The following is a 23,701-nucleotide window of genomic DNA, read 5'->3' as shown; positions in this document are numbered from 1 at the left end:
GGCTGTTCGCCACCATACTGCCTGTATGGCAACGTCAGCACCACAGCTCAAACTGTACAATCTACAGGGCTGTCCCTACTGCAAGAAGGTCCGACGAGCACTTGATGATCTGAATCTGGAGTACGAAACCCACTCGGTGCCCCACTCACGGGACCAGCGAGCCGAGGTCTACGAGGTAAGTGGCCAGTACGGGGTGCCGGTTCTCGTCGACCGTACTAATGGAATCGAAGGGATGCCGGAAAGTGACGATATCGTCGCGTATCTCTACGAGGAGTACGGCGATGGCCAACAGCCGCCCGGCGGATTCGTGAGTCGACTGCTGTCGCGGCTGTTCTAACGCCGGATCAGAGGATGCTGTCGGCGGTTGCCGCACCGACGACGCTGAACACCGAGCCGACGCTGATGGCTTTAAATGTCGTTTGGGCGAGTACAAGCTGTGAAAGCCCATTGTCCCCGAGGAACGTGGCAGGAGCATCGAACACGAGCGCGAGGATGGTGACCGAGCCGAAGGAGACGAGCATCAAGGATATAAATCGAATCGGAATCCCGGCGACCTGCAGTTCGCTATCCGGATCACGCTTCGTGTCGGCCTGATACAGCGCGGCGTAACCGATCAGGCCGACGATACAGACCGTCAAAACAGCCTGCAGATTACTCATACTGCCCGCCAGCACCCAGACCTCCTCGGTCACGACAAACGGCCCGGCCAGCAGAAAGCCGCCGACGATCTGCTGGGCGGAGTCAGCCAGTCTGAATTTCGGCCGCCGTATTTTAACTCCCGGTCGGAGCCGCGGTCGTGATGACATATACTGCCCGACAGTCACCAGCCCCTAATAAATGCTTGAGACGGAGCAACTGAGAGAGCAACCGATTTAGTTGGGCGTCGACCAGTCACGTCCATGAGCGTTCGCGAGGAGTTCGACAGTTGGGCCGAAAGCGGCCGGGACAAGGGGATGGAAGACCGCCACTGGCATACCGCCAAACACGCACTGGCTCGAATGCCGGTCGAAAAAGGCGATACCGTCCTCGATCTGGGTACTGGCAGCGGCTACGCACTGCGGGCCTTGCGGGAGACCGCCGACATCGGCCACGGCTGTGGGCTCGACGGTGCGCCAGAGATGGTTCGGAATGCGGCTGGCTACACTGACGACGAGGCAATCGACTATCTCGTCGGTGACTTCGACGCGCTCCCATTCGCCGACAACAGCGTCGACCACGTGTTCTCGATGGAAGCGTTTTATTATGCGCCCGACCCCGCCCACACCCTTGCGGAACTGCGGCGAATCATCCGGCCCGGTGGCACCTTCTACTGTGCGGTGAACTACTACGAGGAAAACGAGGCGAGCCACAAGTGGCAGGACAACATCTCGATTGAGATGACTCGCTGGAACCGCCAGCAGTATCGCGAGGCGTTTCGAGACGCTGGGTTCCACGTCGCCGAGCAGGACACAATCGCTGATCAGGACATCGAGATTCCGCCCGCCGAGGCGTTTCCGACTGACAACTGGGAGACCAGAGAGGCGATGGTCGACCGGTATCGGACGTGGGGGACGCTGCTGACGGTCGGCGTCGTGCCCTGAAACTCTCGGCGGTCAACTGAGGCGCTGGACGCTGTCGGTTAGGAGTCTCCGGCAGTCAGTCGTTGTTGAGTTGTGGTCGACAGCAGTTCGTCGAAGACCTGTTTTTGGGCCTTGCGCATATGCTGGTGGAACGTCGCCGGTGCGACCCCCAACGTCGCAGCAATGTCTTCTGCGCAACTATCACGCGGCCATCCAAAGTAGCCCGCGTGGTAGGCCATCTCAAGGACGGTCGACTGGCGGTCGGTGAGCGTCTCAGTGAGTCGACGCTGAATACGACTGGAACCTTCATTTGGCTTGGAGATCTGTTGACGGCGAAGCATCTCGACCTGCGGATAGGTGTCTCTCACGAGGTCAGCGACCCGACTCATATCTGCGGTCGGTGCGAGATGGATCGTCATACAGTAGTCGCCGTCTTCGATAACCCCACTGTCGATGTAGCCGCCGTGAGAGGCGATCTCGGAGAGAACCGGTGGATCACTCATCCGGAGTTCGAAGCGAACGGGATCGGTCTCCGAATAGAACTCCACCGCCGTCCAGTGGGGCAGGACGTCGACTAGACCAGTGACGGTCTCGATGGCGGCGTCCGTTACAGTGCCGTAGACGAGGAACTCGGTGTTGGAGATCGGAACCACGTGATCGAGTGTTGTCGTGCCGTTGATGTCGACCGGCGCATCGAAGACGGTCCCAATATCTCGAATCCGGTATTCGAGTTCGACCAGTTCGGTACTCAGCAACGCCTGCTTGCGCTCGGTTGCGGCAATAGCGTGACCGATGATCTCTCCCAACTGATCGATAACGGCTCGCTCCTGCTGTGCGAAGGCGTTGGGACGGTCCGCATAGATGTTCAACACGCCGTAGACTGTTTTCTCGTGAACGATTGGAATGGTGGCCGACGACCGAAGGCCGTAGGCTTCGACCTGCTTTCGCCACGGGTCGTGGCCGGAGTCGGTTGGAATATCGTTCACGACCTGAATCTCGCCCGTCCGGAGTGCGGTCCCGGTTGGGCCGGTGGCCAACGGATCGTCGCCATCGACCGAAATCGTGATTCCGTCGGTGTATCCCATCGCCCCGGCTTCGGTTCGCACATCGACTGTATTCGAGGCGGTGTCGACCTCGCCAACCCAGGCCAGCGAGTAGGAGTCGGTTGCGGCGAGTCGCTCACAGACGGTGGCTTCGATCTCTTCACGCGTCGACTGTTCGATTACCGCGGTAGTGATCTCCCTGATGACTGCGTTGAGATTGTTCAGCGCGTCGACGCGCTCGCGCTGGGCGACCAACCGCTGTTCGTACTGGTGGCGGGTGATCGCCGTCGCCAGACTGTTTGTGACCGACTGGACGAAGTTGGCGTCGTGCTCGGAGAATGCCTTCGGCTCGGTATCGTGGGTACCGAGGATGCCCCACGGGTTCTCAAGAGAGCCAATGATCACGCTGATCCCGCTTCGGATGTCGTGGTCGGTCAGGAGTGCAGGACCACTGAACCGCGGTTCTGTCGTGAGATCGGAGACGACAACTGGTTCCTCGGTCTGGAGCGTGTACGATGCCTGTGACTCGGCTTCGACAGCCGAGACCGTTGCCGAGCCGACGATTCCCTCGTTCCATCCCGTACCCTGTCGAAGTAGTAGTTCGTCGCTTTGTGTCTCGAGATCCAGAACCTTGCAGTAGTCGTTGTCCAACGTGTCGGCGACGAGGTCGGCGGCCTCGGCCATCAGTTCGTCGAGGTCACGGTCTTCGAGCGCGCGTTTGCCGAGTTCGGTCACGACCTCCTGCTGTCGAACGCGATCATGAAGCTCCTGTTCCCGTTGCAGTTGCTCGGAGACGTCGCGGGTGACCCCACAGCGGCCGTGACCGGCACCGAACGGGGCCAGTCGAGTTTCACACGGGACAGTCTCACCGTCGGCAGTGTGGATGTCGAGTTCGATGCTCGCCGTCTCACGGTCGCCGGCGCTGATCTCTGCGGACAGTGTCTCGGCTTTCGGCGTGATCTCATCGGCGGCGACCAGCGTCGCGTGCGACCCGATGAGTTCCTCGCGCTCGTAGCCCGTTAGCTCACAAAACCCCTCGTTGACCATGACGAACGTCGCATCTTCGTCGACGGCATAAATCCCATCAGAAACCGTCTCGACGATGGTTTCGTACTGTTCGAGTTTCCGCTGGCGTTCGGTTCGGTCGGTGATATCCCGGCTGATCGCCAGAAATCGGTCTTCACCCGCCAAACGCAGGCGAATGAGGTTGACCTCGACGGGAAACGTCGACCCATCGGACCGGCAGTATTGGGCCTCAAACGTTTGTGACTCGTCGACAGAGAGCTCCGACAGCAGGCTCTCGACCCCATCGGCGTCGAGTGACTGGTCGTACTCCCAAATGCCCTTGCCGACGAGTTCGGCGCTGGTGTAGCCGAGTTCCGAGCAGAGTCGCTGGTTCACCGACACCAGCCGCCCCTCGGCGTCCAGAACATCGATCATATCCGGGGAGTTCTCGAACAGCGCCTCGAACCGTGCGGTCGCCGCCTGTCGAGTCTCGGTGTCACTGGAGGGCTGGGTGACATACCGCGTCGACTCCGGTGGGCGATAGTCCACCGCATCGTCGGCGGGACGCCACCAGACACGCCCGTTGGCCCCGACCTTCTTCGTCTCAAGTCGGTCGTGGTCGACGAGTCGCTCTAATCGTTCGTAGCAACTCCGTCGACCGATTGGAAGCTGGGCTGCCACTTCGTTTGTTGTCAGTGGCGTTCCGGAGCCATCGAACAGCCCAAGCGTCTCTTGGAGCACTGTGGTGAGCGATTCTGCAGCCATTGCCCAGTGTACAGCAGGATCTGATATCAACCCTCCGCCGATGGAGGTACCAGTTACCACGACTAGTCGACTCAGATCGTGGCACGTGACACGAGACAGAGTCAGCAAGTCCTGCGGCTGCCAGAGATGTATTCGAAGGGGTGGGGCAGAATCCCCGTCAGAAGGGATCTGCAGTAATGCGAGCCACGTGGTGGAGGGGTGGGGGCCAGCGGGGGGAACAGTACAGTACTCACCGGGTAGGGGCCGTACCCGATGATTCCAGCACCCACCGGATGGGGGCCGTATCCGATGGTGTGTGCCCGCATCTTGTAGTGGGAGACAAAGATGGAAAACCTCTGAACCTAATTATATTGGGTATTCCGTCGATCTCGACACAATCGAGCCCCCGCGACCGATACCAATCGTCCGTCGAGGCTCTGTCACAGCCTCCAAGCGTCGACTGGGGCTGTCGGCTACAAGCAACAATAGTCCTAAACGACATCAGAAGCGCCAAATCGGCCGTAATTCGGTTTAATTGGACCTAACTCGGGATGAGAAACTCACGGTATTAGTACTGTACAGGACTCAGGCAGAAACGCAATGACCGACCATTCGCCGAAAGATCGGGCACCGAGAGGCGCACACACAGTCGACCGTCGACACCTCCTTGGAATTGGCGCTGGCGTTGGCGTCACTCTACTGGCTGGTTGTACGGGCCAAAGCGATAGCGGCACCGGCGGCGATGATGGCACGACCAGCGACAGCACGACCGACAGTGAGACGACCGGGTCGTTCCGACTGCTCATCAGCGATCAGCCGGTCGCAATCGGTGACTTCGACTCGCTGAACGTGTCGTTCGACAGAGCCCGAATCTTCAAACAGGGCGACGAAGAAGATGACCAAGCAGCAAACGAAACCGAGACCGAGGACGATCAAGAAGTCGAGACTGAAAACGGAACCAACGAATCCGAGACCGAGGACGACCAAGAGGTCGAAAACGAAACGAACGAGAGCGAGATGACCGACGACGAGCCTCGTGACGAGGACCAAGAGGTAGATGATGACGAAGCAAACAGCCGAGAGGGCGGCTTTTCGATCATTGATCTCGACGGTGCGACCGTCGACCTCACCGAAGTCGTCGGCGACAAAGCAATCGGCGTGTTCGACGGCGAACTGGAGGCAGGCAGCTACTCGAAGATCGAACTGTACGCCAGCAACGTCGACGGCGTCGTCGACGGGAACTCGGTCGACGTCACAATCCCCAGCGGGAAGCTCCAGATCACCAAACCGTTCGAGATCACCGCCGACGAGCCGCTGAGCTTTGTCTTCGATATCAACGTCGTCAAGAAGGGCAACAAGGCAGCATACAACCTCCTGCCCGTGATTTCGGAAAGCGGCGTGGCAGGCAAGGACGTCGACGTCGAAGAGGTCGACAAGGGACAAGACAACGACAACGAGAACGGAGCCGACGAGCAAGACGCTGACGGAGACGAAACCAACAGCACTGCTGACGGAGACGAAACCAACAGCACAGACCAGAACGGCACCGAAACAGTCGACGACGAATAAGACGGAGGTCGCCGAGGAGCATCGGTCCGACACACTGACCCGTCGGATGCCGAACTGTTTTGTGGACCCGTTGCAGTGACAGAGTATGGACCGTCGACCCTACGTGCTCGGAGGCGTGTTGGCTGCGATTGCCACCGTTGCGGCCGTCATCCTCTTCGAGGTGCTGGGAACGGTGTTTCTCGCGATCTCGGTCGCCTATCTGTTGGTTCCGCTCCGGCAGTGGCTTCGTCGACGTGGGCTTTCGCGGCTCGCTGCAACGGTGGCGGTGACCGGAATCGCCGTCGGCGGCGTTGTCGCGCTGTTCGGTCCCCTCGTCTATCTCCTTATTATTCGGTTTACGGAAGTGACCGCGCTCATCCGTGGACTCCCCGAATCGATCCCGCTCGGCGTCGGCGGATTTACCTACGAACTGGTCGTCGCCGACGCGATTTCGCTCGTCACACGGGAACTGACAGCGTTCGCGCGGGCGGTGGCGGCTGCGCTGCCGGTGTTGCTGGTCAAACTGACGCTGTTCGTGCTGTTGGTGTTCTCGCTGGTCCACAATCAAAGCGACATTCGAACCGCAACTATCGCCGTTGTTCCGCCGAACTACCGTGACATCGTCGAGGCGCTCCACACGCGGGCCCACAAGACGCTGTTCGCGCTCTACGTGCTGCAGGTGACGACTGCCCTCGGCACGTTCCTGATCGCCCTGCCCGTCTTCGTGCTGTTCGGCTACGAGGAACCCATCATTCTGGCCACCACCGCGGGGGTACTCCAGTTCATCCCGATTGCGGGTCCGAGTCTGCTCATCGCCGTGCTCGCCGGTGGCCACCTGCTTGCTGGTGATCTGATCGGCGGGCTGCTGGTCGCAGTCATCGGCGGCACACTCATCGCGTGGCTCCCGGATCTCCTGATCCGCCCCCGGATCGCCAGCCGCACGGCGGATCTCGACGGCAGTCTCTACTTCATCGGCTTCGTCGGTGGCCTGCTGAGCCTCGGCGCAATCGGCATCATCATCGGCCCGCTCGTCGTCGCCCTGCTGGTGGAGTCGGCCGGGCTCGTCTCCCAAGAGTTCGAGACAGAAATCGAGACGCTCACAACCGAGGAGTCGACCGAGAGCGGCCAGTCGATGACGGAACCGACAGATGACGACTGAGGGGCAAAAAGAGAGTTACTGAAGAACCAGTTCCGCAATCGCGGGCGTCAGAAACGCCTCGATGAACGACGCGATTACGAGAACAACTGCCAGCCCCAACAGCACACGGTAGGCGAGTCGGAGCACGTCGGCCAGTTCGGTCGACGTGCGCGTGCCCCGAAAGACGCCAGCCACAGTCACGGCGAGATGGAACCCCAACCCCCCAGCGATGATGATCGCCGGGAGTTCGATCACACCATGCGGGGCGACAAGTGCAGCAAACGTCAGTGGCTCAACCACGCCGTACACCGCACCGACGATGAAGCCGTTGAGCAGCATGTCGACGGCGGTCGGCACGCCGAGAGCGATCCCGCCGTAGATGGCGGTCGCCGAGACGAGCCAGTTGTTGGCGGCGAGCATCACGAACACCGCCAGCGGGAACGTCCCGAAGATCTCGCCGACATCGCCACCCGGTGGGAGATCCAAGGCGTACTGGGCGGTGAGCTGCCAGCCACCGACTGCGGCCAGCCCGAACACCGCTGCGGCAGCCAAGATCGGCACAGGATGACCGCGGACAAAACCACCGAGGGCGGCCAGTCCGTCCCGAAACGCGCCGACGAATCGCTGGCGATACGGCGGCTTGTCTGCGGCCGGGGACTGGTCGTCGACCGCGGTTTCCTCATGGTCTGCCGCGGTTTCGTCGTCTGTCGCGGTCTGCATGTCGTCGACAGTTCGTTGGTCGCCGCCATCGGTCACCTGTGTCTCGGTGGGCGACGACTGGTGTTGGTCGACCGCCCGGGGCGAGAAGGGACGGTCCGCGTACAGGGCAGTTTTGAACGCATCCACGAACGGGATGGCGACAAGCGGGCTGAGAATCCCCGTGAGTTGTGAGACACCGAGGGCGCCGAACAGCCCACCGAGAACGCTGAGTGCGCCGAAGACGCCGAGAGTGACCAGAATGTAGGCGACAAACGGGATCGGCTGTCGGAACGGGAAGCCGGCACTCCGGCGGAGCGCGCCCCCGAAACCGACGCCGTCGACGACGACCGCTTGGCCAGCAAACGCGAGTAACAGCAGGCCAACAATGATGATAGCTACCGAGAGCAGTCCGCCGACGAGGGTGGCCGCGGTGCCGGCAACCGGCGACACCGAAAACAGGCCCGCGCCGATTGCGAGCGGGACCGCGCCGAGAAGGAGAATCCCGACCTGTGCAAGCGCGATGCCGACAAACGGCTTCCAGTCGCGACCAACACCGTCGACGGCGTCTCGGACCCCATCTGTGCCGTACAGGCAGCCGTAGATACCGTTGATCGCCGCGGCGTTACCGAAACCGTTGGCGAGGATGCTAACGACAATCGCTGTACCCACTGCTCCAACGAACAGGGCGACGATCTCCGGCGAAAAAAGATCGAGAACGGCGGCTTCGAGTGCCGGGGACAGTGCCTCGGGCCCGAGTTCTGACTGTGGGGTTTCGCTCAACTGTTCGAGATCAGCCGCCTGAAGCTCCGTAAAAAGGGTATCTAACCGACCATCGGCAGCGAGGAGCCCGATGATGGCTGCCAGTCCGACGAGTACCGGCACCCGTGTCACGGCGGAGATCCCAACGACGAGCAGGTAGACGGGCAACACGCTCGCTGGGCGCTCGGTGAGCACACGAACACCGGATCTGATGGAGGTTCCTACGTTCACAGTCGACCGGTCGTGTTGCTGGATAGTAATTTCCGGGGTTTGTCTCTCAGCACCCCCCACCGGGCCCGTAAAGTACGCGCATCTCTAAGCACTGCCAATGAGCGATACGCAGTCTGGACCCCTCCAGCCGGACCGTCCGGGCGACGACCAGCCGTTTGCGGTCGACGCGCCGTTCGATCCGGCGGGCGATCAGCCGGAGGCTATCGAACAGTTAGTCTCGGGCTACCAGTCCGGGATGGACGAACAGACACTGCTTGGCGTCACCGGCTCCGGAAAGACGAACACGGTCTCGTGGGTCGTCGAAGGACTCGACACGCCGACGCTCGTGTTAGCCCACAACAAGACGCTGGCGGCCCAACTCTACGAAGAATTCAAAAATCTGTTCCCGAACAACGCTGTCGAATACTTCGTTTCGTACTACGACTACTACCAGCCCGAGGCCTACGTCGAACAGACCGATACCTACATCGACAAGGATATGTCGATTAACGAGGAGATCGAGCGACTCCGCCACTCAGCCACGCGGTCGCTGCTGACACGGGACGACGTGATCGTCGTCGCCTCGGTATCTGCAATTTATGGGCTGGGTGATCCGGCCACATACCGTGATCTCTCGCTCGAACTGAGCGTCGACCAGCAGATGGACCGTGACGACCTCCTTGCTCGATTGGTCGACCTCAACTACGAGCGCAACGACGTCGACTTCTCACAGGGGACATTTCGGGTCCGCGGCGACACCGTCGAAATCTTCCCGATGTACGGTCGGTATGCGGTACGGGTCGAGTTCTGGGGCGACGAAATCGACCGCCTGCTCAAAGTCGACCCACTCGCTGGCGAAGTCGTCTCTACCGAACCCGCTGTTCTCATTCACCCCGCGGAACACTACTCGATCCCCGACAACACCCTCGAAGAGGCCATCGCCGAGATCGAGGGCCTGATGGAAGAGCGAGTAAACTACTTCGAGCGACAGGGCGACCTCGTGGCCGCCCAGCGAATCGAGGAGCGCACAACCTTCGACATCGAAATGTTGCAGGAAACCGGCCACTGCTCCGGAATCGAGAACTACTCGGTCCATCTGTCGGATCGGGATTCGGGTGAGGCTCCCTACACCCTGCTGGACTACTTCCCCGACGATTTCCTCTGTGTCGTCGACGAATCTCACGTCACTCTTCCCCAGATCAAGGGTCAGTTCGCAGGCGACAAATCCCGGAAGGATTCGCTGGTCGAAAACGGGTTTCGGCTGCCGACGGCCTACGACAACCGCCCGCTGACGTTCGAGGAGTTCGAGGAAAAAACCGAGCGACTGCTCTATGTGAGTGCGACCCCCGGCGACTACGAGTTGGACAACTCCGAGCAGGTGGTCGAACAGATCGTTCGACCGACCCATTTGGTCGACCCGAAGGTCGAAACCGTCCCCGCGACCGGACAGGTCGAGGATCTGCTCGACCGAATCCACCGCCGGATCGACCGCGACGAGCGAACCCTCGTAACGACGCTCACAAAGCGAATGGCCGAGGACCTGACCGAGTACTTCGACGAGGCGGGTGTCGACGTCGCTTACATGCACGACGAAACCGACACACTCGAACGCCACGAACTCATTCGGAGTCTCCGGCTTGGCGAAATCGACGTACTCGTCGGGATCAACCTGCTCCGAGAGGGGCTGGATATTCCGGAAGTTTCGCTCGTGGCGATTCTCGATGCCGACCAGCAGGGGTTCCTCCGCTCCGAGACCACGCTGGTCCAGACGATGGGTCGCGCAGCCCGCAACGTCAACGGCGAAGTGATCCTGTATGCCGACGAGACGACCGACGCGATGGCTGCCGCGATTGACGAAACACAGCGTCGACGCGAGATCCAACAGGAGTTCAACGCCGAGCACGGGAATGATCCGACGACAATTGACAAGCCAGTCAGCGAGACCAACCTTCCGGGGTCGAAAACCGACACAAGTGGGCTGTCGACCGACGCTCCCGGGACTGATGACGAGGCCCTCGATCAGATCGAGCAGCTCGAAGACCGAATGCAGGAAGCTGCGAACAATCTAGAGTTCGAGTTGGCTGCCGACATCCGCGACCGAATCAGGGAACTCCGCCAGTCGTTCGACCTTGACGAGGATTTGGGCGTCGAACCCGAGGCCGAACCGGAGTTCTGATACGGTTCGTTGTTGGGACGGTACCATCTTCAGTAGACAGTATGAGCCGACTCTCAGTAACCAAAAAAAGCGGAAACGCCTTTGAGGGAGTACCGCATGGGGGTAGATATGACCGCTGCTGACTCGGACAGTCAGTCGGAGTTCGCCACCGCCCCCTCGGAGGTCGACGACTGGCTCGACCTGATCGACTATCTCACCAGCGAGGCCGCCGAGCGGAATCAGGCCCTCGAATGCGAGTTCGAGGACGTCTCTGTCGACGTGCCGATGAGCATGCGGCAGGACGCAGAAACTGCCAACTGGCGGTTCGATGGCGGCCTTACAATGAGCGTCGGCGAGGTCCGGGTTCCGCTCCGGGACTGGATGCAGTACTGGGAACGCAGCTCCGACTAACAGCCGTTAGTCGTTGGTTTCGACTTCGGTTTCCAGCGTCTTGCCATCGCCGCCGATTTCGGCGAGGTCGTCGACATCCAGATTCGTCAGTAGTTCTTCGATGTTGTCCAATCCAAGCATCTCGCGGGTTTCGTCGTCGAAGTCGCGGCTTTCGAGTTCCTGACCGTCTTTCTGCACATCGCTGCCGGTGAGGTGGTTGCCGTAGCGACCCACAAGCGAGGTGAGTTCCTGCGGCAGGATGAACGTTGAGGAGTCGCCTTGCCCGATGCGTTCGAGACTCTCCATCCCGCGTTCGATGATGGCACGTTCGCCCATCGATTCGGCGGATTTGGCGCGCAGGACGGTCGAAATCGCATCACCCTGTGCTTCGAGGATCTGGCTCTGTTTCGACCCCTGTGCGCGAACGATGTCGGCCTGCTTGTCTCCCTGAGCCTTTTCGACCGCAGAACGGCGCGAGCCCTGTGCTTCGAGGATCATCGCCCGTCGACGGCGCTCGGCGGAGGTCTGGTCCTCCATCGCGCTTTTGACCTCCGGCGATGGGCTGACTTCGCGGACCTCGACGGCCTCGACGCGAATACCCCACTCGTCGGTCGGTTCGTCGAGTTCCCGACGAATGCGGTCGTTGATCTGATCGCGCCGCGAGAGCGTGTCGTCGAGTTCCAGATCACCGATCACCGCGCGCAGGGTGGTCTGGGCGAGGTTCGAAATCGCGTTTTCGTAGTCGTCGACCTCCAGAAACGCCTTTTTGGCGTCCATAACTCGGTAGTAGACGACGGCGTCGGCTCGCACTGGAGAGTTGTCTTGGGTAATTGCCTCTTGGGGGTCGACGTCGATCATTCGGGTTCGCATGTCGAACGTGTAAGTCCGAGAGACGAACGGAGGAACGAGGTTCAGTCCCGGCTCTAGGAGTTTCCGGTACTCGCCGAAGACGGTGAGCGCCCGTTTCTCGTAGGCTTCGACGATTTCGACCGCACTGGCGAGCGCCACACCAGCGACGACGATCAACAGGAGTCCAACCGCGACTGTGGGGCTGAGTCCTGCAAACAGCAGCACACCGATAATCCCGGCCGCGAAGACGGCAAGTGTCGTCCAGACGATGTCCGGAATCCGCCCGGCAGAGCCACCGCCGATACTGAGTACCGTGTTCATAGCTGTCATTGGGTCCGGCCACACTTACCACTATCCCTTGACACGATCTGCGGCCGTTGCCGCGCGGCTCGGCGGCCGATCCGCGTGTTTTTGCCCACCGGGTACCCACACCCCCTGTGTTCAGTCTCAACGTCCCCGTCCCCGGAGCAGTCGCCCAACTGGCGGCTGACCTCCACCCCCGGCTCGTCGACTTCGACCAGATACGGGACCACCGAACCCTCGTCGCCAAACGATTCGACGAGTCGACGCTGCCGGCCAGCCAACCCGAGCTACAGCTAGCGCGACTCCAACAGCGAGTGCCACAGGTGCTGACGGGGACGCCAGCATTCGAGGCTGAGACCCGAGCAATCGACTTCTTCGCCGAGCCAGTCCGCGGCGCGGGACCGGTCGTCTATCTGACCGTCGACAGTCCCGGACTCCGAGGGCTTCACGACCGGTTCACCGACGAGTTCGGCACCATCCCGGAACTGGAAGGCGACGACTACACCCCACATATCACCCTTGCCCGCGGGGGATCGGTGGCCGATGCCGAACGCCTCGCTGGGGAGATCGACCCGATTTCGTGGACCGTCTCGCAGCTCCAAATCTGGGATTCCCGCTACCGTGAGGCAGTCTCGCGGTACTCGCTGCCTGCCTGAGCGAATGTGAGCCTGTTCAGGCCCCAGCTAAAACAAGTAGGCACTGCCTACGGTACTGATAGAAAGCGTATACTGTTATATTTCGTCGTCGGGATCGTGTTTCGACTGCATCTTTTGGGCTTCGGCCGCGAACTGTGCTTGGTTGGTCTCGTCGACTGCGCTGAGTTCCTCGTCGTCGACCTCAATGGCGGCGGTGGTCGGCCCCCGTTGGCGGAGCAGGGCCATCGACAGCTGTTTGCGAAGCTGGTGGGTGCCGTCGACGGTTGCATAAGTGAACGAAACGAGGTCCCGGTCGTCGTAACTGCGCTCGACGAGCCACAGGCGTGTCATGGGTTGGCTTTGGCGTCCATTCGGTAGTGGCTATCGGTTGCGACAATGCGACACAGGCCACGAGTGTGGGTGCCTCCCGTCTGCCCGTCTGTAGCCTGTCGGTTGCTGTCGCCACGCTATCGGCGGATGGGTATCATCGATGGCCACACCATCAGTCACCGCAGTCGACGGCCCCTCCCACAGCAATCCCAAGAGCCGCCGCACGGATAGCCAACCCATATCAGCTTTCTGTCCATTGTGGTTGTTTAATCTATCGTGCCAAGAATCAGTTCTGATAACATATGACGGCCGGGTGGGGACAAGCTACTTCCCCTTCACAGAGAAATAGCTGTGTACCACATTGCATAATCATCTCTCACCCGCCTAACTCATGCCTTCCAGAGTAGCCCTCCCCACAGTTCTGGTCGGACTGCTGATCTGTGTCGCGATGTTTAGTGGCATCGCCGCTGGCTCAAATCACTCCGACCTCGCAGTCGAACAGCACGGCGACGGTATCGCCCTCGAAGACGAGTCGTCGACATATCTCTGGCAGTATAGCCCATACTCAGTGACGGTTTCGTTTGCAGCACCGACTGACAGTATGCATACGGTCTGTCTCTCGGAGTACAACAACGGCAATACGGACAATCAGGAACCGGCCGACGAGCCACTGGCCTGTGAGTTGACCGCCGTCGACAGCAGCGAGTCGACCAGCGTCACGCTCACGCAGTCGGAGTGGCCCGACAATTTTTCGGGCGAAACGACGCTGGCCGTCGAAATCTATGACGGACGCGGCAGTAGCGGTGAGCCACGCGAGCAGGTGCTGTTGCCGGTCCACATTATCGAGAAAGACGGCGATCTCGATGGAAACGGACTGACAAACGAGCGCGAGATCGGGCTTGGCACCCATCCCGCGGTCGCCGACTCCGACGATGACGGGCTGACCGATGGCGTCGAAGTGATGCTTGGCACCGATCCCCGGGACGGATCGACCCCCTATCGGATCGCCATCATCACCGTCGGCTCGCTGACAGCGGGCGCGTTCGGCTTCCTGTTGGTCGCCGGGCGGTTCATGACCGGGCTCCGGAAATTCGGCGTTTCGACCGGCAACGAGTCGACTGCCGAGACTGAAACTGAGACGACCTCTGAACCGGCCGCCGAGCAGGCGTTCGATCCCCCGGTCCGTGACGAGGAACAAGTCCGACAGCTCCTGTCGACCCACGATGGCCGACTCAAACAGTCACAGATCGTCGAAGCCACCGACTGGTCGAAATCCAAAGTGAGTCGACTGCTGTCGTCGATGGAAGACGACGAGGATATCACCCGCATCCGACTTGGCCGCGAAAATCTGGTCTGCCTCCGCGGCCACGAACCGGCGGATATCACGCCCTCGTGGGAAGACAAAGACGGCTCGTCAACTTAAAAATCGTCGCGCCCCTACAGTCGACGAATGCAGCGCTCGACGCTCGCCGAGCAGGCCCGGTCGGCCCCCAGCGAGCCGGGGGTCTACCAGTTCCACGACGGCGAGACGGTGCTCTACGTCGGCAAGGCGGTCGACATCCGCTCGCGGGTGCGATCCTACACCGACCCACGGTCCAATCGCATCCGCCGAATGGTCCGACAGGCAGACCGCATCGAGTTCGCCGTCACTGACACAGAGACGCAAGCGCTCCTGCTCGAAGCGAACCTGATCAAACGCCACCAGCCGCGGTACAACGTCCGGCTGAAGGACGACAAATCCTATCCGCTGGTCCAGCTCACAAATCATCCGATTCCGCGGATCGAAATCACCCGAGATCCCAGCGACGCTGCAACCGTCTTTGGCCCCTTTACTGACAAGGGCCGCGTCGAAACAGTCGTCAAGGCGATCCGCGAAACCTACGGGCTTCGGGGCTGTTCGGACCACAAATATAGTGGTCGGGATCGGCCCTGTCTGGACTACGAGATGGGACTCTGTACCGCGCCCTGTACCGGCGAGATCGATCCCGAGAGCTACCGGGAGGACGTCCAAGCCGCAGTCCGATTCTTCGAGGGCGAAACTGGCGTGCTTGCCGATCCGCTCCGACGAGAGATGGAGACCGCCGCCGAAGGGCAGGCTTTCGAGCGGGCCGCGAACCTCCGGGATCGGCTCAAAACCGTCGAGAACTTTCACGGTGGTGGCGAGTCGGCCGTCTCGGGCCACAGCCGGGAGCGAGCCGTCGACGTCCTCGGCGTCTCCGTCGAGGGCGATCAGGCGACGGTTGCTCGGCTCCACAGCGAGGACGGCCAACTGGTCGACCGGTCGCGGCACACACTCGATGCGCCGGACGATGACGCTCGAATCCCGGCGCTGCTTTCGGCGTTTATCCCACAGTATTACGCCGAGCGGGAGTTCCCCGACGCCCTCCTGCTGTCGGAGCGACCGAGCGATTCGGAGGTCACAGAGTGGCTCGAAGCCGAGGGAGTCGCCGTCCGCGTGCCGGGAGCCGGACGCGAGGCGACGCTGGTCGACTTAGCCCTGAAAAATGCCCGGCAGGGACCGGTCGCTGGCGATCCCCTCGGCACACTCGGCGACGAACTCGGAATCGGTCGACCGACCCGCATCGAAGGCTTCGATGTAAGCCACTCACAGGGGAAGGCGGTCGTCGGGAGCAACGTCTGTTTCGTCGACGGCAGCGCCGCAAAAAGCGACTACCGACGGAAGAAGCTGACCGACCGAAACGACGACTACGCGAATATGTACGACCTCATCGAGTGGCGAGCCAGCCGGGCGGTCGAGGGCCGCGATGACCGACCCGATCCGGACCTTCTGCTCATTGACGGCGGCGAGGGACAGCTCGGCGCGGCGCTCGACGCCCTCGAAGCGACCGGCTGGGACGTGCCAGCAGTCGCGTTGGCCAAGGAGCGAGAACTCATCGTCACCCCCGACCGGGTTTTCGACTGGCCGAACGACGCCGACCACCTCCACGTCTGCCAGCGCGTCCGCGACGAGGCCCATCGGTTCGCCGTCCAGTACCATCAGACGCTCCGCGACGAGGTTGCGACGGCCCTCGACGGGATTTCGGGCGTCGGTCCCGAGACGCGGCGTCGACTGCTCGGGCGGTTCGGGAGCGTCGAAAACGTCCGCAACGCGTCGGAGGAGGATTTGAAAGATGTCGACGGCGTTGGCACGAAGACGGCGGCAGCGATCAGCCAGCGGCTATAGTCGACTCAGGCGATTTTGCCATACTGCTCAGTGAGTTTCTCGGCGGCCTCGGCCAGCAGCTCGGTTTCGTACTCGTCGAGTTCCCAGTCGACGATTTCTTCGACCCCATCGCTGCCGAGTTTGGCCGGGACGCCCAACGCCGTCTCATCGTGATCGAACTCGCCGTCGAGGGCGACCGAACAGGGAAGTACCTCACCGGAATCGGTGAGAATCGCCTCGATAGTGTGGGCGACACCGGTTGCTGGACCCCACTGGGTCGCACCTTTCTTTTCGATCACGTCCATCGCCGACTGTTGGAGGTCGCCGAGGATCTCCTCTTTCTCGTCCGCGTCGAACGCAGGATCACGGCCGTCGACCCGAACTTTCGAGAACACCGGCACCTGCGCGTCGCCGTGTTCGCCGAGAATCGTTGCTTCGACGTTGTTGACGGGGGTGTCGAACCGCTGGCTCAGCACGTAGCGGAAGCGCGCCGAATCGAGTCGACCGCCGAAGCCGATCACGTGTTCGCGGGGGCGGTCGCCGGTTTCGTACAGGTGGCGATTCAGCAGGTCGACCGGATTCGAGGTGGTGACGGTGATGAACTCGTCGTTGTATTCGGCGAGCGAAGAGCTAATGTCTTCCATGATCGGGGCGTTGTCCTCGGCGAGATCAAGTCGGGTCTGGCCCGGCGACCGGGGGATGCCCGCGGTGATGACGACGACATCAGAGCCAGCGGTTGCGGCGTAGTCGCCCTGTCGGACGACCGTGTTGGAGTCGTAGGCGATGCCGTGGTTGGTGTCGGCGGCCTGGCCGACCGTCTCGTCTTCCATCTTCGGAATGTCGACGAAGACCAGTTCGTCGACGATATCTCGAAGCGCGAGATTGTAGCCCGTGGCTGCACCGACTGTTCCTGCCGCACCGACGATACTCACTTTTGCCATGCTAAAGTGACACGTGGGGATGTTCCCTGTAGCTTTCGGTGGCTGAAGCTGGACAGTCACTGAGCCGCGGTATTTTTCCACAGCAGTCACGTTACACCGGTTATGAGTGAGTTCGATAAGGAAGCCGAACGCGAGAAGTTGCGGGAGAAGTACGCCGACGACGACCAAAAGCGCGCCGAGACCCGTCGGATGAGCGAACTGCTGTTGAAGGGTGCGACGATGACGAACAAACACTGCGGCCGCTGTTCGGACCCGCTGTTCCGCTACGACGGCCAGACGTTCTGTCCGTCCTGTCAGGCCGAGGGTGAAGCGGTACAAGCCGAGGCCGATGCGGCGCAAGCCGATGCCGACGGGGCCGAACCCCGGACCGAGACGGCTCCCGAAGGCCAGCCGTCGACGCCGGCGGGATCACAGGTCGACCCGTCGCAAGCCGAGCCAGCAACACAGGTCGACCCGCAAGCCACCGCCGGTGGGGCAGGTCCGGGCGAGGCCAGTCGGTCGACACAGCCGCAGTCCGGCCGCCCAACGCAGCCACAGGAGCGAGTCTCACCAGTCACCGAGCGACAACAAAAAACGAATGCGACGAGTGGGGTCGACGGCCACACAGGGTCGTCGACCGGCGACCTCACGGCGGCCCGCGAGTCACTGACACGGACGGTAACGCGGTTCGCTCAGGAAGCTGAGCGGACCGACGATCCACGCCGTGCGCGTGAACTGCTGACCGCGGCCCGTGAGGCCGCAGCCACGCTTGCCGAACTGGAGTAGCTACTGTCCGAGAACAGCGCGTTCGCGTGGCCGCTCGTCAGTTGATTTTGGTTCCGGTTCCGATTCAGTCTCCGGCTCTCCGAACGGCTCCATCGAGTTGATGCTAAACGATCGGCGAGCGATCGAGATGAGCCAGTCGGGGTCTTCGACGTGCTGTTCGTGTTGTGGTGGCCCGTAAAACGTGTCAGTAGAGCTGACAGCGGTTTCGTGTTGGGGCTCGCCGTATCGAGCCATGCCGACACCAACAACATCGAAGGGGGAAGTGGGGGGTTGTGTTCGCATAGTGGTGTCACACGGGCGACGCAGTTTTGGCACGTTGTGCACGTGCTGCGCCAACCCGCATAGTGCAAACTATCAGAGGGCACTCAGAGAACTTATACTGAATTTTTTTCCAACTAACTATCCTCAAATATTACGATATGGCGACTGACTCACCTCAAGAATAGTCACTTCCAACGATTTCACGGATCGTATCCGCGGTCACCTCGCCAACTCCCGTTACGTCACGTAAATCCTCCTTGCGGGCCGTCATGACCGCTTCGACGGTTCCGAAGTAGTCCAACAGGGCACGGGCAGTCACGGGGCCGATATCCGCAATCGAGCTGACGACATACTCCTGCTGTTCGGCCCGCGTTTTGGCCTGCTTCTCGCCGTGGACCGACACCGCCCGCTCGCGGGTCTGCTGTTCGCGCTTTGCGAGCGTTTCCAGCAGATCGGCCGTCTCGGATTCGTCTTCGGTTCGCAGGACACTCGCATTGAAGTCGACGGCCAGACTGGCCACGGCCCCTCGAATCGCGTTCGGGTGGACGTTCCGCGAGCCGTAGAGATCGGTGCCCTCGATAATGACGATTGGTCGACTGTAGTTCCGCGTGAGGTCGCCGACCTGCTCGAACATCGACCGGTCACCGCCGGTAAGCGTATCGAGGAAATCGGAGACGGATTTGCGCTCGACGGCCACCCGATCCGACAGCACGTAGTCGCCGACCGCCAGCGTCTCCAAGCGCGTGTGGATGCCATCCCGCGTCGACAGATCCCGCGCAACTGTCGAATCGAGTTCCCGCTGGTCAGCGACGATCTCAACCGAATCTTCGTCGTCGCTTTTCGCGGTAGCGACGATGCCCTCGTCTTCTGTGCTCTCTGTGTCGTCATCGCTGACGTCGCCGGAGTCGACAGGTTCGGTGGCTTCCTCGTCGTCTTCGGCGGTGCCATAATCAGTCAGTCCGGGCTGGTCGCCGCCCGTCGACTGGGTGGCCTCAGCTGTGGCCTGCTCGACGCCCCCGTTCGTTGCCTTGGTCGACTCTGCAGCCTCACCGTCGAACTGATCGAGTGCCGACTGCGGGGCTTCGAGTTCCTCTTCGACCTCCTCGGCAACACCCTTCAGCTTCCGGAGTTCCGACTCCATTTCCTTTTCGCGGCGGCGGGAGATCCAGAAGTACGCCTCGTCGCGGGTATCGTTGGCCAGCAGCACCACGACGCGGCCTTTGTCCTGTCGACCAGTTCGGCCTTTGCGCTGAATCGACCGAATCGCTGTCGGGACTGGTTCATAAAATAAGACGAGGTCGACCTCGGGGACATCGAGCCCTTCCTCGGCAACGGAGGTCGACACGAGCACCTCGAACTCGCCGGCCCGGAAGGCATCGAGGGTCTCTTTCTGTTCGGTCTGGGTCATCCCGTCGGAACCCTCCTTGTCGCCTTGGCCGACGAATCGGCGGACGTGGAAGTTCTGACTCAGGAAATCGGTCAGGGCTTCGGCCGTATCCCGCGACTCGGTGAAGACGATCACGCGGTCGCCGTCGTTGATCCCGAGCGTCTCCGCAAGGAGAATCCGAGTCTGTGAAAATTTGGGGTGGAGGTCGTCGTAGGCTTCGGCCGCCCGCATCGCCTCTTGGACTTTGGGCTCGGCGATGAGGCGCTGGCTGGCCTTCGAGGCCCCCGAACTCCGAGCGGCGTTTTTTTGCCGCTCGAAGTATCGGCGGACGGATTCGACGCTCTGGGTTTCGACGAGTGTCACCGCCCGGCGGAGTTTCATGATCTCGGCGTGCATCGACATCCCCTTGTACCCCTCAGACTGGTCGTTGTCCATCAGTTTGCGGAGTTCCGCACCGATCTTGTTGAGCTGTTTTTGGGAAATATCGGGACTCGTCGCCTTCGTGACACCCAGTTCTCTGAGCTTTTCCAGCCGGTCTTCGATCACCTCGTTGATTCCATCCCGCATATCGAGAATCTCTTGGGGGAGGTCGATCCGCTTCCACTCGATGTCGGTCTCGTAAGTGTACTCGTCGACGTCGGCGTCGTCTTCGGTCATCACCTCGACGGTGTCGAGACCAAGATTCTCACAGATGATCTGGATGTCCTCCTTGGTGCCGCCGGGGGAGGCGCTCATCGCCGTCACGAGCGGCTGCTGGGCGTCGGCGTGGTAGCGCCCGGCGATGTAGACGTAGGCGTAGTCGCCGGTGCCGCGGTGGCACTCGTCGAAGGTGAGGTGGGTCACATCGGCCAGCGAGATGCGGTTGCCGACCAGATCGTTTTCGACGACCTGTGGCGTGGCGATAATGATCGTCGCATCGTCCCACAGCGCGGCGCGGTCATCGGGCCGGACCTCGCCGGTGAAGACGACGATCTCGTCGTCGGGGATCGTCAGTGCGTCGCGGTAGAACTCGGCCTGTTGTTCGACCAGCGGTTTCGTCGGCGCGAGGAACAGCGATTTGCCGCCGATCTCGTGGAGTCGTTCGGCGGTGACCAGCAGGCTGACGGTCGTCTTGCCGAGGCCGGTCGGCAAACAGACCAGCGTGTGGCCGTTGCGGGCGGTGCCCGCCAACTGGATCTGGTAGAGTCGACGCTCGATGAACTCGGGGGTGAGCAAGGGGTGGTCGACGTAGGCGTCGGACTCGGCCATTTGGCGATTGTTGGCTGTAGCGGGGTTTAAGAGTTGCCGGAGTAGGTGGTAGGCGCCTCCGGCGGAGTCGACTGTCATCAGTAGTCAGCGAAATCACTTAGTGTCGTATTTGTTGGTCGAAATCACGGTATGATTGGCGCGAGCGAAGTCGTTTCTAGCTTTACGAAGCCTTGCACGTCCGTGTTGTTCTGCACCTGTGATTTTAACAGCAACCGCGGATATCTGTTTGTATGATATACATTCCTGGATTTCTTATTGGGTGGGCAACCTTTCCCGGGGTAATCATACATGAATTCGCTCACAAGAAGGCCTGTGAATGGCGAAATATTCCTGTTACCGATGTTAACTATTTTGACTTCAGCGGCGGAGGCCACGTCCAACACCACCAGCCACGTGACTACCACGACACGCTTCTGATCAGTACGGCTCCGCTGCTGTTTAATAGTGTCCTCGCCGTGGTTCTTTGGGCATTTGCAGGGTTAGCGCTCGCTACTCTGCTTCCGATTCCACTCTCGACGCACCAGCAAGGGCTCGCCGGTCTCACATTCTCTTGGGTCGCTCTCTCAACTGGGTGGCATGCAATCCCGAGCTTCGTCGACACCGGACACGTATGGGGTGTGGTCAAGAGGTATTGGCGGCGATCGATGCTGGCAGCGTTACTGATCCCAGTCGTTGTGCTGCTCTATATCGCTAACCTGCTCAAGTTCGTCTGGTTCGACGCAATCTACTCCGTCAGCTTGGGACTGATCGGGTTGTTCCTTCTTTATCAGGCACTCGGAGTGGATCCGTTCGGGATCTTCCCGCTGGGGGTGATATGATGGCAAAACAGTGTCGTGTCTGTGAGAAGATCATAGACATGCCGCGTAAGTGCCGATTCTGTGGCGAACGGTTGTGCGAGGAACATATGCTACCTGAGAATCACGACTGTCTTGGGTTGAGCGTAGATGTGGAAAACAGTGAGTCGTGGTTCGTTGAGAAATTCGGCGGTCGTGATGATGAACCACGTGAGGGATCAAGTGTTAGTCTGTCCCGACATGGGCCGGATTCGCCGCCCCTGTCGAGTGATGATGAACCGGTGGAGGAGAGCACTAGTGAGGAATCCGAGAGCAGCGACAACGCGTCCGTCAAGCAGACCGAAGAAGTCGAACAAGACGGTGAGAGAAGGGAATCCGAAAATAATAGAGACGAGTCGACGGAACAAGAAAAACAGGCAAAACAAGACGAGGAGAACGATCAGTCACGTCCAATCACATCACGTGTATCAAGCTCTCAGAGTTCCTCTAAGTCGAAGCGAAAAGCCAAGACATCGTCTGCAACATCTCATTCGGGTATGAACTGGAGTAAGCCCGGACAGCGGTCAACGTCCGGTAGCAGAGGTATCCATCGGTGGCTCCGATTTGGGTAGCGACGACTCAAGACATATATTATCGTCACCTTGCGACTGGGTGGCGTCGCATCGTTCTACCTCGGGCTCGTCGGGGTCGTGTGGCTTCAAGTAAGTGCTGGGACAGCATCCGAGACAATACTCTCCCTCGGTGTGAGTGCCCTCGGGATCGCTCTGCTCTACCTGACGCAGTAGTGATCAGATATTTTGAGGATCGCGAAATGGTGACCCATTGAACATTATCTAGTTCCTACCAGTCGACCTTACTGATTGTACGGACATGTTAGAATTCGGTCAGCAATCCACATGAAGCCAAACATTGACACACAGTGGTCGACTTCGACTGCAAAACCCACCCCATCCCCACCAATCCAACAACAACCCCGAAATCCCGTAGACCACCCCAAACACCACTAAACCCGCTTCTCACGAACTACTCAGAAAAAGCGAATGGATCGCGCAGACGAAACAGAGGGGTTCGGATTAGTCGTCGACCGCAGCCGCCAGCACGCCACGGCTCTCCAACAAAGTCCCGAGATCGGCCATCGTCGAGACGACCTCGTCACACGACGGCTCGACGGCGGGCTTCGGCTCGAAGCCAACCGCCAGCCCCGCGACCTCCAGCATCGGCAGGTCGTTTGCGCCGTCGCCGACCGCGATGGTGTCGGTCATGTCGACGCCGAGCTCGCCCGCGAGTTCTTCGAGTTGGTCGTCTTTGGTGCCCTCGATGAGTGGGCCTTCGACCTCGCCGGTGAGTTCGCCGTCGACGATTGGGAGGCTGTTGGAGACAATCATGTCGACCTCGGTATCGTCGGCCTCAAGGGCGCGCTGGACGCCGCGCTCAAATCCACCAGTAAAGATGGCGACCGTGTGGCCCGCCTCGCGCAGGCGGTCGATCAGGGTCGCGGCGTCGGGTCGGAGTTCCACGCTGCTGTAGGCGTCCTCGGCGTCGGCCTCCGAAAGCCCAGCGAGGAGTTCCGCCCGGCTCCGTAGGCTCTCGGCGTAGCTGATCTCGTTGTTCATCGCCCGCTCGGTGATCTCGGCCATCTCGTCGGCCACACCGAGTTTCTCGCCGAGCAGGACAGTCATCTCCGAGTTCGACAGCGTGCCGTCGAAATCGAACGCAATGAGGCTCATTGGAGGCTCTTTTTCGGCAGGGAATGAAAAACACCCGTTTTGTTAGTC

The 23,701-nt window shown here is 60.7% G+C and carries 21 protein-coding genes; 12 read left to right on the top strand and 9 right to left on the bottom strand.

Annotated elements, in window-relative coordinates; genetic code table 11:
* Positions 1-25 precede the first annotated feature (25 nt).
* Complete coding sequence (locus tag HALTADL_RS10055) at positions 26-337, top strand: glutathione S-transferase N-terminal domain-containing protein (RefSeq protein WP_089671809.1); 312 nt, start codon at positions 26-28, stop codon at positions 335-337.
* A 7-nt stretch (positions 338-344) separates the two neighbouring features.
* Here the strand turns inward: HALTADL_RS10055 and HALTADL_RS10050 are convergent, their stop codons facing one another.
* The gene (locus tag HALTADL_RS10050; RefSeq protein ID WP_089671807.1) at positions 345-806 is read right to left on the bottom strand and encodes a DUF2391 domain-containing protein; all 462 of its coding nucleotides are present in this window, start codon (positions 804-806) and stop codon (positions 345-347) included.
* Positions 807-899: 93 nt separating this feature from the next.
* Here HALTADL_RS10050 and HALTADL_RS10045 point away from each other — a divergent pair, with 93 nt between their 5' ends.
* Positions 900-1,580 carry a class I SAM-dependent methyltransferase gene (locus HALTADL_RS10045; RefSeq protein WP_089671805.1) on the top strand — a complete coding sequence of 227 codons (681 nt, stop codon included), beginning with the start codon at positions 900-902 and terminating at the stop codon, positions 1,578-1,580.
* A 38-nt stretch (positions 1,581-1,618) separates the two neighbouring features.
* On the opposite strand, the gene HALTADL_RS10040 is transcribed toward HALTADL_RS10045, so the two are convergent.
* Positions 1,619-4,372: a PAS domain S-box protein gene (locus HALTADL_RS10040; RefSeq protein ID WP_089671803.1), complete on the bottom strand. Its 2,754-nt coding sequence runs from the start codon at positions 4,370-4,372 to the stop codon at positions 1,619-1,621.
* A gap of 579 nt (positions 4,373-4,951) precedes the next feature.
* Between HALTADL_RS10040 and HALTADL_RS10035 the strand changes: the two genes are divergently transcribed.
* Complete coding sequence (locus HALTADL_RS10035; protein ID WP_089671800.1) at positions 4,952-5,920, top strand: DUF4382 domain-containing protein; 969 nt, start codon at positions 4,952-4,954, stop codon at positions 5,918-5,920.
* A gap of 85 nt (positions 5,921-6,005) precedes the next feature.
* A complete protein-coding gene (locus tag HALTADL_RS10030; protein ID WP_089671799.1) occupies positions 6,006-7,058 on the top strand; it encodes an AI-2E family transporter in 1,053 nt (350 codons plus the stop codon).
* A 15-nt stretch (positions 7,059-7,073) separates the two neighbouring features.
* Here HALTADL_RS10030 and HALTADL_RS10025 read toward each other — a convergent pair whose 3' ends face one another.
* Positions 7,074-8,690 carry a stage II sporulation protein M gene (locus HALTADL_RS10025; protein ID WP_089671796.1) on the bottom strand — a complete coding sequence of 539 codons (1,617 nt, stop codon included), beginning with the start codon at positions 8,688-8,690 and terminating at the stop codon, positions 7,074-7,076.
* A 133-nt stretch (positions 8,691-8,823) separates the two neighbouring features.
* Here HALTADL_RS10025 and uvrB point away from each other — a divergent pair, with 133 nt between their 5' ends.
* On the top strand, positions 8,824-10,881 hold the full coding sequence (uvrB, locus tag HALTADL_RS10020) for an excinuclease ABC subunit UvrB (RefSeq protein ID WP_089671794.1): 2,058 nt from the start codon (positions 8,824-8,826) through the stop codon (positions 10,879-10,881).
* 108 nt (positions 10,882-10,989) lie between these two features.
* A complete protein-coding gene (locus tag HALTADL_RS10015) occupies positions 10,990-11,271 on the top strand; it encodes a hypothetical protein (protein WP_143054129.1) in 282 nt (93 codons plus the stop codon).
* 6 nt (positions 11,272-11,277) lie between these two features.
* On the opposite strand, the gene HALTADL_RS10010 is transcribed toward HALTADL_RS10015, so the two are convergent.
* Positions 11,278-12,420: an SPFH domain-containing protein gene (locus HALTADL_RS10010; protein ID WP_089671791.1), complete on the bottom strand. Its 1,143-nt coding sequence runs from the start codon at positions 12,418-12,420 to the stop codon at positions 11,278-11,280.
* Between the two features lie 116 nt (positions 12,421-12,536).
* Between HALTADL_RS10010 and HALTADL_RS10005 the strand changes: the two genes are divergently transcribed.
* Positions 12,537-13,058, top strand: a complete 522-nt coding sequence (locus HALTADL_RS10005; protein WP_089671789.1) for a 2'-5' RNA ligase family protein — start codon at positions 12,537-12,539, stop codon at positions 13,056-13,058.
* A 75-nt stretch (positions 13,059-13,133) separates the two neighbouring features.
* Here HALTADL_RS10005 and HALTADL_RS10000 read toward each other — a convergent pair whose 3' ends face one another.
* Positions 13,134-13,388, bottom strand: a complete 255-nt coding sequence (locus tag HALTADL_RS10000; RefSeq protein WP_089671787.1) for a hypothetical protein — start codon at positions 13,386-13,388, stop codon at positions 13,134-13,136.
* A 370-nt stretch (positions 13,389-13,758) separates the two neighbouring features.
* Here HALTADL_RS10000 and HALTADL_RS09995 point away from each other — a divergent pair, with 370 nt between their 5' ends.
* Entirely contained in the window at positions 13,759-14,790 is a 1,032-nt protein-coding gene (locus HALTADL_RS09995; protein WP_089671786.1) for a DUF7343 domain-containing protein, read from the top strand.
* A 27-nt stretch (positions 14,791-14,817) separates the two neighbouring features.
* Positions 14,818-16,551, top strand: coding sequence for an excinuclease ABC subunit C (locus HALTADL_RS09990; RefSeq protein WP_089671784.1), 1,734 nt, complete (start codon positions 14,818-14,820; stop codon positions 16,549-16,551).
* A 5-nt stretch (positions 16,552-16,556) separates the two neighbouring features.
* Here HALTADL_RS09990 and mdh read toward each other — a convergent pair whose 3' ends face one another.
* A complete protein-coding gene (gene mdh, locus HALTADL_RS09985; RefSeq protein ID WP_089671782.1) occupies positions 16,557-17,471 on the bottom strand; it encodes a malate dehydrogenase in 915 nt (304 codons plus the stop codon).
* Positions 17,472-17,573: 102 nt separating this feature from the next.
* Between mdh and HALTADL_RS09980 the strand changes: the two genes are divergently transcribed.
* Positions 17,574-18,236 (top strand): Sjogren's syndrome/scleroderma autoantigen 1 family protein, encoded by a 663-nt coding sequence (locus HALTADL_RS09980; protein ID WP_089671780.1) that lies wholly within the window; start codon positions 17,574-17,576, stop codon positions 18,234-18,236.
* Here the strand turns inward: HALTADL_RS09980 and HALTADL_RS09975 are convergent, their stop codons facing one another.
* A complete protein-coding gene (locus HALTADL_RS09975; RefSeq protein WP_143054128.1) occupies positions 18,237-18,518 on the bottom strand; it encodes a hypothetical protein in 282 nt (93 codons plus the stop codon).
* A 154-nt stretch (positions 18,519-18,672) separates the two neighbouring features.
* On the bottom strand, positions 18,673-21,132 hold the full coding sequence (locus HALTADL_RS09970; RefSeq protein WP_089671776.1) for a DEAD/DEAH box helicase: 2,460 nt from the start codon (positions 21,130-21,132) through the stop codon (positions 18,673-18,675).
* A 230-nt stretch (positions 21,133-21,362) separates the two neighbouring features.
* Between HALTADL_RS09970 and HALTADL_RS09965 the strand changes: the two genes are divergently transcribed.
* Entirely contained in the window at positions 21,363-21,950 is a 588-nt protein-coding gene (locus HALTADL_RS09965; protein ID WP_089671774.1) for a hypothetical protein, read from the top strand.
* Entirely contained in the window at positions 21,947-22,537 is a 591-nt protein-coding gene (locus tag HALTADL_RS18045) for an AN1-type zinc finger domain-containing protein (RefSeq protein WP_218143657.1), read from the top strand. The genes HALTADL_RS09965 and HALTADL_RS18045 overlap by 4 nt, the downstream gene beginning before the upstream one ends.
* 462 nt (positions 22,538-22,999) lie before the next feature.
* On the opposite strand, the gene serB is transcribed toward HALTADL_RS18045, so the two are convergent.
* The gene (serB, locus tag HALTADL_RS09955; protein ID WP_089671769.1) at positions 23,000-23,653 is read right to left on the bottom strand and encodes a phosphoserine phosphatase SerB; all 654 of its coding nucleotides are present in this window, start codon (positions 23,651-23,653) and stop codon (positions 23,000-23,002) included.
* Positions 23,654-23,701: the final 48 nt, after the last annotated feature.

Source organism: Halohasta litchfieldiae (assembly GCF_002788215.1).
Lineage (GTDB): Archaea > Halobacteriota > Halobacteria > Halobacteriales > Haloferacaceae > Halohasta > Halohasta litchfieldiae.
The sequence above is the reverse complement of the archived record's forward strand: the minus strand, read 5'-3'. Positions and strand labels throughout refer to the sequence as shown.